This is a genomic window from Mycobacterium sp. IDUB_28 (assembly GCF_055419285.1).
Genome location: NZ_JBVAXK010000001.1, coordinates 815,239 through 829,285 on the forward strand (window position 1 = coordinate 815,239; position 14,047 = coordinate 829,285).

13 protein-coding genes are annotated in these 14,047 nt (G+C 65.8%); 8 read left to right on the forward strand and 5 right to left on the reverse strand.

All coding sequences use genetic code 11. The annotated features are described in order from the left end of the window. The first annotated feature begins 20 nt into the window (after nucleotides 1-20). From ACZYZ9_RS03715 to ACZYZ9_RS03735, 5 genes are all read left to right on the forward strand, one after another. Nucleotides 21-3,008 (forward strand): MMPL/RND family transporter, encoded by a 2,988-nt coding sequence (locus ACZYZ9_RS03715; protein WP_463824829.1) that lies wholly within the window; start codon nucleotides 21-23, stop codon nucleotides 3,006-3,008. Between the two features lie 52 nt (nucleotides 3,009-3,060). Further along, nucleotides 3,061-4,161, forward strand: coding sequence for an acyltransferase PE (pe, locus tag ACZYZ9_RS03720; protein WP_463824943.1), 1,101 nt, complete (start codon nucleotides 3,061-3,063; stop codon nucleotides 4,159-4,161). Between the two features lie 25 nt (nucleotides 4,162-4,186). Continuing rightward, nucleotides 4,187-5,233 (forward strand): NAD(P)H-dependent amine dehydrogenase family protein, encoded by a 1,047-nt coding sequence (locus tag ACZYZ9_RS03725; RefSeq protein ID WP_463824830.1) that lies wholly within the window; start codon nucleotides 4,187-4,189, stop codon nucleotides 5,231-5,233. A gap of 249 nt (nucleotides 5,234-5,482) precedes the next feature. After that, on the forward strand, nucleotides 5,483-5,902 hold the full coding sequence (locus tag ACZYZ9_RS03730) for an MmpS family transport accessory protein (protein WP_463824944.1): 420 nt from the start codon (nucleotides 5,483-5,485) through the stop codon (nucleotides 5,900-5,902). Further along, nucleotides 5,899-8,805, forward strand: coding sequence for an MMPL/RND family transporter (locus ACZYZ9_RS03735; protein ID WP_463824831.1), 2,907 nt, complete (start codon nucleotides 5,899-5,901; stop codon nucleotides 8,803-8,805). Before ACZYZ9_RS03730 ends, ACZYZ9_RS03735 begins: the two co-directional genes overlap by 4 nt. A gap of 98 nt (nucleotides 8,806-8,903) precedes the next feature. Here ACZYZ9_RS03735 and ACZYZ9_RS03740 read toward each other — a convergent pair whose 3' ends face one another. From ACZYZ9_RS03740 to nadD, 5 genes are read right to left on the reverse strand one after another with little or no spacing between them, the layout of a single operon-like run. Further along, complete coding sequence (locus ACZYZ9_RS03740) at nucleotides 8,904-9,734, reverse strand: DegV family protein (RefSeq protein ID WP_463824832.1); 831 nt, start codon at nucleotides 9,732-9,734, stop codon at nucleotides 8,904-8,906. Between the two features lie 49 nt (nucleotides 9,735-9,783). Further along, the gene (octT, locus tag ACZYZ9_RS03745) at nucleotides 9,784-10,548 is read right to left on the reverse strand and encodes a diglucosylglycerate octanoyltransferase (protein ID WP_463824833.1); all 765 of its coding nucleotides are present in this window, start codon (nucleotides 10,546-10,548) and stop codon (nucleotides 9,784-9,786) included. Further along, nucleotides 10,538-11,209 (reverse strand): glucosyl-3-phosphoglycerate phosphatase, encoded by a 672-nt coding sequence (gene gpgP / locus ACZYZ9_RS03750; protein WP_463824834.1) that lies wholly within the window; start codon nucleotides 11,207-11,209, stop codon nucleotides 10,538-10,540. The genes octT and gpgP overlap by 11 nt, the downstream gene beginning before the upstream one ends. Continuing rightward, nucleotides 11,206-11,586 carry a ribosome silencing factor gene (rsfS, locus tag ACZYZ9_RS03755; RefSeq protein WP_463824835.1) on the reverse strand — a complete coding sequence of 127 codons (381 nt, stop codon included), beginning with the start codon at nucleotides 11,584-11,586 and terminating at the stop codon, nucleotides 11,206-11,208. The genes gpgP and rsfS overlap by 4 nt, the downstream gene beginning before the upstream one ends. Further along, nucleotides 11,583-12,248, reverse strand: coding sequence for a nicotinate-nucleotide adenylyltransferase (nadD, locus tag ACZYZ9_RS03760; protein WP_463824836.1), 666 nt, complete (start codon nucleotides 12,246-12,248; stop codon nucleotides 11,583-11,585). The genes rsfS and nadD overlap by 4 nt, the downstream gene beginning before the upstream one ends. 44 nt (nucleotides 12,249-12,292) lie before the next feature. Here nadD and ACZYZ9_RS03765 point away from each other — a divergent pair, with 44 nt between their 5' ends. From ACZYZ9_RS03765 to ACZYZ9_RS03775, 3 genes are all read left to right on the forward strand, one after another. Further along, the gene (locus ACZYZ9_RS03765) at nucleotides 12,293-12,526 is read left to right on the forward strand and encodes an AbrB/MazE/SpoVT family DNA-binding domain-containing protein (RefSeq protein WP_463824837.1); all 234 of its coding nucleotides are present in this window, start codon (nucleotides 12,293-12,295) and stop codon (nucleotides 12,524-12,526) included. Further along, nucleotides 12,510-12,938 carry a PIN domain-containing protein gene (locus ACZYZ9_RS03770; RefSeq protein WP_463824838.1) on the forward strand — a complete coding sequence of 143 codons (429 nt, stop codon included), beginning with the start codon at nucleotides 12,510-12,512 and terminating at the stop codon, nucleotides 12,936-12,938. Before ACZYZ9_RS03765 ends, ACZYZ9_RS03770 begins: the two co-directional genes overlap by 17 nt. Before the next feature lie 114 nt (nucleotides 12,939-13,052). Further along, nucleotides 13,053-14,045 (forward strand): class I SAM-dependent methyltransferase, encoded by a 993-nt coding sequence (locus tag ACZYZ9_RS03775; RefSeq protein WP_463824945.1) that lies wholly within the window; start codon nucleotides 13,053-13,055, stop codon nucleotides 14,043-14,045. The last annotated feature ends 2 nt before the right edge of the window (nucleotides 14,046-14,047 follow it).

A 14,047-nucleotide genomic window follows, 5' to 3' on the forward strand; every position in this document is an offset into this window, starting at 1 on the left:
GGACCGGAGGTGGGGACGCAGTGCGACGGCTAGCCGATGTAGTGGTGCGCTGGCCCTGGCTGGTGATCGGGCTGTGGGTTGCGATCGCCGTCGCCCTGCCGCTGACGATGCCGTCGCTCAACGAGATGTCCCAGAAACATCCGCTGTCCATCCTGCCCAGCGACGCGCCGTCGGCCGTCACCGCCCGCAAGATGACCGAAGCGTTTCACGAGTCCAGCTCGGAGAATTTACTGCTGGTGGTCCTGACCAACGACCGCGGGCTGGGACCGGCCGACGAAGCCGTCTACCGCAAGCTGGTGGCGGATTTGCGCGGCGACACCAGAGATGTCGTGATGGTGCAGGACTTCATCGGCACCCCGCCGCTGCGGCCGGTCTTGACCAGCAAAGACAACAAGTCGTGGGTGCTGCCGGTCGGACTGGCCGGCGAGCTGGGCACACCCCGGTCCTACGCCGCGTTCGGACGCGTCTCCAACGTCGTCAAACACAACGTCGCCGGAACGCCGCTGACCGCCAACCTGACCGGGCCGGCAGCCACCGTCGCCGATCTCACCGCCGCCGGCGACCACGACAGACTGCCGATCGAGATCGCCATCGGGGTCCTGGTGCTCGCCGTCCTGCTACTCGTCTACCGCAACCCGGTCACCATGTTGCTGCCGTTGACGGCGATCGGGATGTCGCTGCTCGTCGCGCAATGCCTGGTGGCCGGGTTCTCCCAGCTGACCGGGTTCGGCGTGTCGAACCAGTCCATCGTGTTTCTGAGCGCGATGATCGCCGGCGCCGGCACGGACTACGCCGTCTTCCTGATCAGCCGATATCACGACTATCTGAGGGACGGCGCCGATTTCGACGACGCGGTGCGCCGGGCCTTGATCTCCATCGGGAAAGTGATCGCCGCGTCCGCCGCCACGGTGGGCGTCACCTTCCTCGGCATCAGTTTCGCCCGGATGGGGGTGTTCTCGACGGTCGGTGCGTCCTCAGCGATCGGGATCGGCGTGGCGTTTCTGGCCGCGGTGACCTTGTTGCCGGCCATTCTGGTGATCGCCGGACCACGTGGCTGGGTCCGGCCCCGGCGCGATCTCACCGCCCGGTTCTGGCGGCGGTCGGGAATCCGCATTGTGCGCCGTCCGACCGCCCATCTGGTGGGCAGCGTCCTGGTGCTGATCGCGCTGGCGAGCTGCGCAGCCCTGGTGCGCTACAACTACGACGACCGCAAGGTGGTGCCGGCGTCGGCCCCGAGTTCGATCGGGTACGCCGCGCTGGAACGCCACTTCCCGGTGAACCAGTCCGTCCCTGAATACATCCTGATCCAGTCGCCGCACGACTTGCGCACCCCGAAGGCGCTCGCCGACTTGGAACAGATGGCGGACCGGGTCAGTCAGTTGCCCGACATCGCCAGGGTCAGCGGCATCACCCGGCCCACCGGCGTGGTGCCGCAGGAGTTCCGCGCCACCTACCAGGCGGGTGCCGTCGGCGCCCGACTCGGCGGCGCGTCCGACGTGATCAACGACCACAACGACGACCTGAGCAAGTTGGTCAGCGGCGCCAATACGCTGGCCGCCAACCTCGGCGACGTGCGCGGCCAGGTCAGCCAGATGGTGGCCAGCATGCAGGGTCTGACCGATGCGTTCGCCTCCATGAAAACGCAGTACGGCGGCGAGAAGCTGGTGCGGGAGGTAGTGACCGCGGCCAAGCTGGTCAACAGCATCAACGCCCTGGGCAACTCGATGGGAGTGAACTTCAGCGCCGTCCGGGACATGTTCGCCTGGATCGGGCCGGTATTGGCGGCATTGCAGAACAACCCGGTCTGCGACGCCGACCTCTCCTGCAGTGACACCCGCGTCCAGTTCCAACGACTGGTCGGGGCACGTGGGGACGGCAGCCTCGACCAGATCAACGAGCTGGCCGGACAGCTGCAGACGTTCCAGGACCGGCAGACCCTGAACGCTTCGGTGGACCGGCTGCGCGCCGTCCTCACCGGCTTCACCCGAGCGATGCACTCATTGGGACTGGACCAGCCCGGCGGCCTGCAGTCGGGCCTGACCAATCTGCAACAGGGCGCCGACCGGTTCGCCGGGGGTAGCCGCCAGCTGGCCGACGGCGTGGAACAACTGGTCGACCAGGTCCGACAGCTGGGTGACGGGCTCGGGGAGGCGTCGGCGTTCCTGTTGGCGATGAAGAACGAAGCAGCCGATCCGTCGATGGCGGGATTCAACATTCCGGCCCAGCTGCTGCATCTGGAGGAGTTCAAGAAGGCCGCCAAGATGTTCATCTCGCCCGACGGTCGCTCGGTGCGCTACCTGGTGCAGACCAAACTCAATCCGTTCGGCGCCGAGGCGATGGACCAGGTCAACGCGATCACCGACGCAGCGCGAAGCGCCCAGCCGAACACCGCTCTGGCGGACGCTTCGATATCGATGGCCGGATATCCCGTCACCTTGCGCGACACCCGCAACTACTACGAGCGCGACATCCGCTACATCATCGTGGTCACCATCCTCGTCGTGCTGCTGACCCTGATGGCGTTGCTGCGCGCGGTGGTCGCGCCGCTGTATCTGGTCGGTTCGGTGATCATCTCCTACCTGTCGGCGGTGGGCATCGGCGTTGTGGTGTTCCAATTTCTGCTCGGTCAGCACTTGCACTGGAGCGTTCCGCCGTTGGCGTTCGTGGTGCTGGTCGCGGTGGGGGCCGACTACAACATGCTGTTCGTCTCCCGGATGCGCGACGAGTCGCCGCACGGCATGCGCTACGGCGTGATCCGCACCTTGACCTCGACCGGCGGCGTGATCACCGCGGCCGGTCTGATCTTCGCCGCGTCGATGTTCGGTCTGCTGTTCTCCAGCATCGGCACGGTGATCCAGGCCGGATTCGTGATCGGTGTCGGGATCCTGCTGGACACCTTCCTGGTGCGCACCGTGACGGTGCCCGCCATCGCTACCCTGGTCGGAGCGGCGAGTTGGTGGCCGTCCCGGCTCAGGTCGCGGGAGTCACCGGGCGAGCGGGTCGACTAGGAGCGGGTGTATGCACAACTACGGGACTGAGCCGGACGGGCGGGGTATGCCGATGAAGAAACTGCTCGCAGGGGTCACCGCGCTGGTAACCGTCTGCGCCACAGGATATTTCGGCGTCGGCCTGGCAAATGCCGACGAACCACCCGCCGACCCGCCGACCCCCGGTGGTAACGCCTACGCACTGGGTGGCGCCCACGTGCTGGGCATCCCGTACGACGAGTACATCCGTCGCGAAGGCGACGAATGGTTCCCGGGTCTGCGACGCCAGATCGTCAATTACCCGGCCGGTCAGGTACAGGGCCACGTACTGGGCCGGATCTTCCCGGGCATCGGCCAATTGGACGAGTCCTTTCCCGGCCTTGGTGCGGACGGTCCGAGTGTCGGCGAGTCGGTGGTGGTCGGTGAGGACAATCTCTACTCGGCGATCCGCGCCGGCGGCCCGGGCACCGCGATCGGACTGTCCGAGGGTTCACTTGTCCTCAACGCCGTGCAGGCCCGGCTCGCCAACGATCCGACTGCTCCCCCGCCGGACCAGTTGACGTTTGCCACTTTCGGCGACCCGGTCGCGCGGCACGCCTTCGGGCAGAGTTTCCTGACCGCGATGTTCCCGGTCGGGTCGGTGGTACCCGCGTTGGACTACACCATCCCGCCGCCGGTGGAAAGCCAATACGACACAAGCGTTTTCGTCTCCGCCTACGACTCGATCGCCGACTTCCCGGACCGGCCGGACAACTTGCTGGCCCTGGCCAACACGCTGGTGGGCCTGGCCACCGGGCACACCGCGGTCGCCTTCACCAACCCCAGCATGGTGCCGCCGCAGAACATCCGCACCACGGTCAACTCCCGGGGCGCCAAGACAACGACATACCTGATCCCCGAGCGGCATCTGCCGCTGATCCTGCCACTGGGCTACCTCGGGGTGCCGGACGAACTGCTCAGTCAGATGGACGCCGAACTGACCCCGATGGTCAACGCCGCGTATTCGCGCAACGACGATCCGCTGACCGCTCCGATCCAGGTGGACCCGGTGCGTGGGTTCGACCCCGCGGCCGTCACCGCCCCGGCCACCCAGGCCACCTTCGGTGGCGGCGCGGATCCGATGTCGCAGATACTCTCCGGGGCGCTGGCCGTGTTGGGTCAGGGCCACCACTGAGCAGGCGCGTGCAAAGGAGAACCCGATGACTGACCGTCCCCTGCGGGTGATCCAGTGGACGACTGGCAACATCGGGCGGCGTTCGTTGCACGCCATCATCGGCAGGCCCGACCTGGAACTGGTCGGGGTCTACGCGCACGGCGCCGACAAAGTCGGTGTCGATGCCGCCGATCTGTCGGGCTGGCCGAAACCCACGGGCATCCAGGCCACCAACGACATCGACGCGCTGCTCGCGCTCGGTGCCGACGCCTGTTGCTATAACCCGTTGTGGCCCAACATCGATGAGTTGGAGCGGCTACTGGAGTCGGGGGTGAACGTGTGCTCCAGCGCGGCGTGGATCACCGGTGGCAAACAGACACCGCAGGACCGCGAGCGCATTCTGCAAGCCTGCCAGCGCGGCAACTCGACGATCTTCGGTAGCGGCGCGCACCCGGGCATGACGAACATGGTCGCGATGGTGCTCAGCGGGTCCTGCGAGCGGGTGGATGAGATTCGCATCACCGAGTCGGTGGACTGTTCGACCTACGAGTCGGCCGGAACCCAGACCGCGATGGGCTTCTCGCAACTCCCCGACACGCCGGGATTGGCCGAGAGCGTGCGGCGGGAAAGCGAAGTGTTCGCCGAATCCGCCGCGATGATGGCCGACGCGATCGGCGCGCGGCTGGACCGGATGACCTTCGACGTCACGTTCACCGCCGCGACCGGCGACAGCGATCTGGGTTTCATGACCATCCCCGCCGGGACCGTCGCCGGCGTACACGGCTACCACCGTGGCTGGGAGGGCGAGCGCAACGTGGTCAGCGTCGGGTTCAACTGGACCATGGGCGACCACGTGGTTCCGCCCAAGCCTCTGGAGCACGGGCACGTCATTCAGGTGTTCGGGTTGCCCAACATGCGTACGGTGCTGCACTGTCTGCCGCCACGGGACTGGAAAGAACCCGGGTTCATGGGCCTGGGCATGATCTACACCGCGCTGCCGGTCACCAATGCGGTACCGGCGGTGGTGGCCGCCAGACCGGGCATCGTCACACTCGCCGATCTGCCACCCATCACCGGCCGGTTCGCACGCTAGGGTCACTGCCGGGTTGGTTGTCGCCGCCGCGCCCCGGCTGTGCCGTTGGACACGTCGCGGCCACCCCGAGGAACGCTCGCGTGCACTAAGGGTTAGCATACTTAGCCGAGCAAAGATTCTCCTCGGCAATGTCCGGCGGGCGGGAAGCAAGCTCTTCGATCAGATGTTGCATCGTGCGATCGGCGTGCGGAAGGCGGTGGCTGGGCGGTGGCGTTGAAGACCGGTTCGCTCGGAGGTACCGCTGCCCGCCTGCTCAAACGAGCGTGGATCCCGTTGGTCCTGGTGGTGGTGCTCGCCGTCGCGGGCCTGGCCGTGTCGCGGCTTCACAAGATATTCGGCTCCCAGGATCTCAATGCCAACGCCGGCGCCGGGATCGAGATCGTGCAGTTCAACCCCAAGGTCGTCACGTACGACATCTACGGCTCGCCCGGCGCTACCGCCAACATCAACTATTGGGACGCCGACGCCAACACCCATCAGGTCAATGCCGCGACGTTGCCGTGGTCGTTCACCATCTCGACGACGCTGCCCTCGGTGAGTGCCAACATCATGGCCCAGTCCGACGGCAGCCAGATCGGCTGCCGTATCACCGTGGACGGAATCGTCAAGGAGCAGAAGAACTCCGACGGCGTCAACCCGCAGACCTTCTGCCTGGTGAAGTCCGCATGAGCAACCTCGAAGACACCCGGGGTGCGGCGACCGGCCCGATCAACGTGCAGGACCGCGCCGACACCACCGCGCCCGCTGCCCGCCCGCACCGCCCCGCCATCCCGCACGCCATCCGCCTCTTCGCGATCCCGATCATCCTGGCCTGGGTGTTCGTCACGGTGCTGGTGAACGTCGTCGTCCCGTCACTGGAAGTCGTCGGCGAGCAGCATTCCGCCCCGATGACCCCGCTGGACGCGCCGTCGATGAAAGCGATGATGCGCCTGGGCCACAACTTCAAGGAGTTCGACTCCAACAGCACCGTGATGATCGTGCTGGAGAGCCAGGGACCGCTGGGCGACGAGGCGCACCGCTACTACGACAACCTGATTCGTCAGCTTCGCGAGCAGCCCAAACACGTTCAGCACATCCAGGACTTCTGGGGCGACCGGCTGACCGCGGCCGGCGCCCAGAGCGCCGACGCCAAGGGCGCCTACGTGATGTTGAATCTGGGTGGCAATCAAGGCACCACCGAAGCCAACGAATCGGTGGAAGCGGTACGCAAGGTCATCGATAAAAACGCGGTGCCGGCCGGGCTGAAGGTCTACGTCACCGGCCCGGCTGCGCTCAGCGACGACATGCATGTGATAGGCAACGCCAGTCTGGCCAAGATCACCCTGTTCACGCTGGGCGCGATCGCCATCATGCTGCTACTGGTCTACCGGTCCATCGTCACCACGCTGGTCCAGTTGTTCATGACGTTCGTCGCACTGGCTTCTGCGCGCGGCGTCGTCGCGGTATTGGCCTACCACAACGCATTCGGGCTCACCACGTTCGCTGCGAACATCCTCACCATGCTCGCGATCGCCGCCGGTACCGACTACGGAATCTTCCTGGTCGGGCGATATCAGGAAGCGCTGCGCGCCGGTGAGGACCGGGAAACCGCCTACTACACGACATTTCGCGGCGTGGCCCCCGTGGTGCTGGGCTCGGGTTTGACGATCGCGGGCGCCACCTACTGCCTGAGTTTCGCGCGGCTCCCCTGGTTCAACACCATGGGTGCACCGGTGGCGATCGGGATGCTGGTGGTGGTGCTGGCCGGCGTCACATTGGGTCCCGCGGTGGTCTTCGTGGGCAGCAAGCTGCACCTGTTCGAGTCCAAGCGGGCAGCCAAGCAGGGACGCATGTGGCGACGGGTCGGCACCGCGGTGGTGCGTTGGCCCGCACCGGTTCTCGCGGTCAGCACCGCGGTCGTCCTGATCGGCATGGTTGCGTTGCCGAGCTTCAAGACCAGTTACAACGACCGTTTCTATCTGCCGACCGCCGCCCCGTCCAACCAAGGCCAGGAGGCCGCGAACCGGCACTTCTCCGAGGCGCGGATGAACCCCGACATGTTGATGGTCGAGGCCGACCACGACATGCGCAACCCGGCCGACATGCTGGTGCTGGACCGAGTCGCCAAGAACGTGATGCGCACCGTGGGCATCGCGATGGTGCAGGACATCACCAGACCGCTGGGCATCCCAATCCAGCACAGCTCCATACCTTTTCAGAACAGCATGCAGAGCCAGACCACGATGCAGAACATGGCCTTCCTGCAGGACCGAATGGCTGACATCACCAAGATGGCCGACCAGATGCAGTTCATGATCGAAACGATGCAGCGCATGTACAAGGTGACGCAGGATCTCTCCAGTGCCGCCGACGACAGCGCCAAGACCACGGCCGAAACCGCCGAGATCACCAACCGACTGCGCGACCACATCGCCGACTTCGACGACTTCTGGCGTCCGATCCGCAGTTACTTCTACTGGGAGAAGCACTGCTTCGACATCCCGATCTGTTGGTCGTTGCGGTCACTGTTCGAGTCGCTGGACGGATTCGACCAGCTCGCAGGACAATTCGACGAACTGACCAAGGACATTCAGCGGACCGCTGCGGCCACCCACCAGATGCTGGTGTTGATCCCGCCGATGATCACCACCATGAAGACGACGAAAGCGTTGACACTGACAATGCAGGCCACGTTCAAGGCCATGCTCGATCAGATGAAGTCGCTGAGCGACACCGCGATTGTGATGGGGCAGAGTTTCGACACTGCCAAAAACGACGACATGTTCTACCTGCCGCCGGAAGCGTTCGACAACCCGGACTTCCAGACCGGCCTCCGGATGTTCCTGTCGCCGGACGGAAAGTCGGCACGCTTCTTCATCACCCACCAGGGTGATCCGATGTCGCCCGAAGGCATTGCCCGGGTGGATGCGGAGCGCACGGCCGCGCAGGAAGGCCTCAAACAGTCCTCGCTGTCGAATGCGCTGGTATATCTCGGTGGTACCGCCGCCACCTTCAAGGACATGCATGACGGCGCCAAGTACGACCTGATGATCGCCGTGGTGTCGGCCCTGACGCTGATCTTCATGATCATGCTGCTGCTCACCCGCAGTGTGGTTGCGTCGATGGTCATCGTCGGAACCGCGGCCAGTTCCATCGCGGCGTCCTTCGGGTTGTCGGTGCTGATCTGGCAGGACCTGTTCGGCATCCGGATCCACTGGATCGTAATGGCGTTGTCGGTGATCATCCTGTTGGCCGTCGGGTCGGACTACAACCTGTTGCTGGTCTCCCGGTTCAAAGAGGAGATCCACGCCGGGCTGAAAACCGGGATCATCCGGTCGATGGCCGGCACCGGCGGAGTGGTGACGGCGGCCGGACTGGTGTTCGCGTTCACCATGGCTTCCATGCTGGGCAGTGACCTGCGAGTGCTCGGCCAGTTCGGGTCCACCGTCTGTATCGGTCTGCTGCTGGACACTCTGATCGTGCGCACCTTGCTGATGCCGTCGATCGCCACGCTGCTCGGGCGCTGGTTCTGGTGGCCGCAAGTGGTGCATCCGCGCGGCGACAACGCCCGACGCACCTTCGCCCGGACGTGACCTCGCAACCGGTCAGGCTGTGCTGACCCGGTAGACCTCGATCTGTTCCGGAACGCCCTTGAGTTGTTGCGGCCCAAGGCTTTCTGATGCGCCGAAAACTATTCGGCCAGTTGGAGACACACCGCAATCGCTCCGTCGCCGACGTGCAGCGCAAGCACCGGACCCAGCGGCGTGACGATCGCCGGTTCACACTTCGGTAGCCGTTCGGCCAGCGCCGCCGCCACGTCCTGCGCGCCCGCCGGGTTGGCGACATGGTGCACCGCGAGCGCAGCCGGGTGCTCCCCCACCAATTCACACACCTGATCGACCAGCGCCGTGAGAGCGCCCCGGGTAGTCCGGATCCGTTGTGCCAGAACCAGATTTCCATCGTCGATGTGCAACAGTGGCTTGAGCGACAGGGCGGTGCCCAACCACGCCTTGGCACCGCCGATCCGGCCGCTGCGGCGCAGATTGTCCAGCCGGTGCACCACCATATAGGCGTGCGTCAGCGACACCCCGGACGCTGCGGCAGCGGCGACGGCAGCCAGATCCTCGCCCGCCGCAGCGGCGCGCGCGGCGGCCAGCGCCAGGAATCCGGTGCCCATTGCCGTCGATTTGGAATCGATCACCCGTACCGCCGGTCCGAGGTCGGTGGCGACGAGTTCGGCGGCCCGGTAGGTTCCGGACAACCCCGACGAAATATGCACTGCCACAACGCCGTCACCGCCGCTGTCGGCCAGCGCCTGTTCGTATGCGCCCCCGAGCTCAGCAGGAGTCGCTGCCGCGGTGGTGGCGTTGCGCTTGTGGATGTCGGCGGGGATGTCGTCCACGCCGTCACGCAGGTCGGCGTCATCGAGCAGGATGTGCAGCGGGACCTCCCGGATACCCCACGTGTCGCGCAGATCGACCGGAATCCGCGACGAGCTGTCAGTGACCACGACGACGGTCACCGGCGCCGCTCCTTCCCATCGCTACGCTCTGCATCGTCACCGGCGCGGCTCACGGTCGGCGGGATTTCTCGCTCGGCGCGCTAGTCTTCTGCACGGCTTCGGCCAGCGCCTTGAGCATCAGTTCGGCGACCGCCTGATGCGCTTCGAAGTTCCAGTGAATGCCGTCGGGATTTCCTCGCCCGCTCATGATCTCATCCGCGACAGCGGCTTTGAGGTCCACCAACGGAACATCATGCTGTTGGGCCCATTCGGTGATCGCTGCGACGGTTCCCGCGCGCCCGTGGTGCGCCTTGCCGTATGTCTCGGCGATGTGCACCGACGGCAGCGACGCCACAATCGGAATGCCAGGCCGGTTGAAATCGATTGCACCGCGGGTTTTTTCCAGGTAATAGGCGGTCAACCGGGGAGGAAGGGCGGGCCTGGCCACCGGCGAAAACCGTGGCTGGAGCCAGCCGTATCCGTCGCGGACCCAGCGCCGCAACCGGGGCGGGCGCACGTACCGGATCAACTCACGCAACGCGGTCGGCCACACCGACGGCAGTGAGTCCATCCCACTGGTAGCGAAGATCACCGCGCCGGCCCGGGGCAGCGCAGCCCAGGAGCGGGGGTCCTGAGTCGCTGCCCACCACACGTCACGACAGGTCCACCCGATGCGCCCGATCAAGTCGACATCCCAACCCAGTTCAGCGGCAACGATATTGGGCCAGATGCGCGGATCGTCTGCTGGCAAACCACCGGCGGGCCCGTAGTAGGACAGCGAGTCGGCGAAGATCAACAGGGTCGGTTTACCGACCGGTCGGTATTCAGAGGACATCGTTGGACACCTGCGCCGAGGCGTTCCACACGTCCAACCGCCACCCGATCTCGTCGAAGCCGGCGCCACCCTCGGAATGCCCGGACAGTTGCACCCAACTGCAGTTGCCCATGCCACCCAGGATCGGCCAGTTGGCGACCGGCAACTTCAACAGCGCCGCCGACAGCGCGGCGATCAGGCCGCCGTGCGCGACCAGGACCACGGGGCGCTCCGGGGCGCCCGCATCCCCCCACTCGGGCGCGCCGGCGACCAACTCCGCGACCAGCGGCACACTGCGGGCGGCAACGTCGACTCTGCTCTCCCCGCCGTGCGGTGCCCAGCGGGCGTCTTCGCGCCACGCCAGCCGGGCCCCCGGAACGTCGGCGTCAATCTGGCTGTGCGTCATACCCTGCCACTCGCCGAGGTGGGTCTCGCGCAGTCGCGCGTCCACCCGCACCGGCAGTCCGGTCTGCTCCCCCAGGCTGGTCGCGGTGTCATAGGCGCGGCGCAAGTCCGACGACACGATCAGCAGGGGCTGCAATTTGCCCAGCACCTCTGCCGCCGCAACCGCCTGAGCGCGGCCCAGCTCACTCAGGTCCGTGTCGAGCTGACCCTGCATGCGGCTGCCCAGGTTGTAGTCGGTCTGCCCGTGTCGGAGCATCACCAACCGGCGCGCGGTCATGGCGCGTCCACCTCCGGGTCGGACAGGTCCACCGGAACCACGGGGCAGTCTGCCCATAGCCGGTCCAGCGCATAGAAGTTGCGGTCGTCCTGGTGCTGGATGTGCACGACGATGTCGCGGTAGTCCAGCAGGGTCCAGCGGCCTTCCCGCGCCCCCTCGCGGCGGGCCGGTTTGTGACCGGCCTGGCGCATCTTCTCTTCCACTTCGTCGACGATCGCATTGACCTGGCGCTCGTTGGACGCCGAAGCGATCACGAAGCAGTCGGTGATGACCAGCTGGCCGGAGACATCGATGACCAGCACGTCGTCGGCGAGCTTGGCGGCCGCAGCGTGGGCGGCCACCGTGGCCATGTCGATCGCTTCCTGATTTGCGCTCATGTGCTTTTACCGGCGGCCAGGCTGCGGGCGGCCGGGTCCTCGCTTTCCTCGGGTGCCCGGTAGAGATGCCGCTTGGAGACGTACTGCACGACGCCGTCGGGCATCAGGTACCACAGCGGCCGGCGCTGCGCGGCGCGCTCCCGGCAGTCGGTCGACGAGATGGCCAGCGCAGGAACGGTGATCAGCGTCAGCGCATCCTCCGGCAGATCGCTCAGCACGCCGGTGATGTGGTCCTGGCTCAGCTCGTAGCCCGGCCGGCTGACCCCGATGAACCGCGCCAGCTCGAACAGTTCCTCCCAGCGTTGCCAGGACAGGATCGAGGCCAGCGCGTCGGCTCCGGTGATGAAGTACAGCTCGGCATCGGGGTTCAGGGTGCGCAGTTCCCGCAGCGTGTCCTTGGTGTAGGTGGGACCGCCGCGGTCGATGTCGACGCGGCTCACCGAGAAGCGGGGGTTGGATGCGGTGGCGATCACCGTCATCAGATACCGGTCCTCAGCGGCGGACACATTGCGGGATTTCTGCCACGGCTGGCCGCTGGGCACGAACACCACTTCGTCGAGCGCGAACGCATGGGCCACCTCGCTGGCAGCGACCAGGTGGCCGTAATGAATGGGATCGAACGTCCCACCCATCACTCCCAGCCTGCGCAGCCGCGTTTGCATGGTGTGCCAGCTTACTGGAGCAGCGGTCACGGTATTCTCTAGGCATGCGTGCAACCATTGACAAGGCAGGTCGATTGGTTATTCCTAAGCCATTGCGGGATCAGCTGGGCCTGCGACCGGGCGAGGTGGAGGTGACGGCCGACGGTGCGGCCCTGCGAGTCGAACCCGTCGCCGGGGAGTCGCTCGGGGAGCGGGACGGCCGTCTGGTGATTCCGGCGGGTGGGGCCGACATCGACGACGCCGTGGTGCGGACGCTGCGCGATGCCGGCCAGCGCTAGATCCGGCACGCTGCTGGTCGACACCAGCGTCGCGGTTGCGCTCGTCGTCGCCGACCATGCCCAGCACGAGCAGACCTTCCGCGCGCTGCGCGGGTGCGACCTGGGGTTGGCGGGACATGCCGCTTTCGAAACGTTCTCGGTGCTCACCAGGTTGCCGCCGCCGGCCCGCCGGACCGCGGCGACCGTCGCACGATTGCTCGCCCAGACATTCCCGGAAACCAGATATCTCGGTGCGCGCGCGGCCACCGCACTGCTTGACGATCTGGGAACGATCGGCATCGCCGGCGGCACCGTGTATGACGCCCTGGTCGGCGCCTCGGCCAATGAGCACCGCCTACCACTCGCCACCCGCGACCGGCGGGCACTGGAGGTTTACCGCGCATTGAATGTGCAGATCGAGTTGCTCAGCTGAACCGAGACGTCCTTTTGGTGCGATGGCGCCCCATCGGGAGCTTCAATCGTGTACAAGGAGTCTGTGGAAAATTCGCTGCCAACAACAGATCAGGCGCAGCAGTGGCGAGACGCCATGACCAAGCGGGTCTACACCCGATCGGTGGTCACCGGTGAGATATCGCTGCCGGCTATTCCGAGCATGCTCGAGGAATACGTGCAGATGTGCAGCCGGATCTTCAGCGGGGTCGGACGGGAATTCAACGAAGACGAGCTGGCCCATCTGCGCAAGGTGCTGGAAGGCCAACTGGCGGAGGCCTATTCCATCTCGCATCGTTCGAACATCGTCATCTCCTACAACGCCCCCGTCGGCCCGACGCTGCACTATCAGGTCAACGCTCGATGGTTCACCGTGGCCGAGGCTTACGAGAACTGGATCGCCACTCGCGAGCCACCGTTGTTCGGCACCCAGCCCGACGCCCGTGTCTGGGCGTTGGCCGGCGAAGCCACCGATCCCACCACACATCGGATACTCGAAATCGGTGCGGGCACCGGACGAAACGCGCTGCCACTGGCCCGGCGCGGGCATCCGGTCGATGTGGTGGAGCTGACGCCCAAGTTCGCCGAAATCATCCGCACGCAGGCGCGTCAGGAACAGCTCGACGTACGCATCATCGTGCGCAATGTTTTCGAGACCACCGATGACCTGCGGCGCGACTATCAACTGATCACGCTGTCCGAGGTGGTGTCCGATTTCCGGACCACGCAGCAGTTACGCGGCCTGCTCGAGCTCGCCGCCGAATGCCTGGCTCCCGGCGCACAGTTGGTGTTCAACGCATTCCTGACCCGCAACGGTTTCGAACTCGACAGTGCCACACGTGAATTCGGGCAACAGGCGTACACCAGCATTTTCACCCGCCAGGAACTCGACGACGCAGTGGCCGGTCTGCCTCTCGAACTGATCTCCGACGAGTCGGTGTACGACTACGAGCAGGCCCACCTGCCGCCCGGTGGGTGGCCGCAAACCAGTTGGTATGCAGCGTGGGTCAGCGGATTGGACGTGTTTCCCGTCGAGCGCGAGAACAGCCCGATCGAGATGCGCTGGTTGGTGTTCCGCAAAACCAGCTGAAC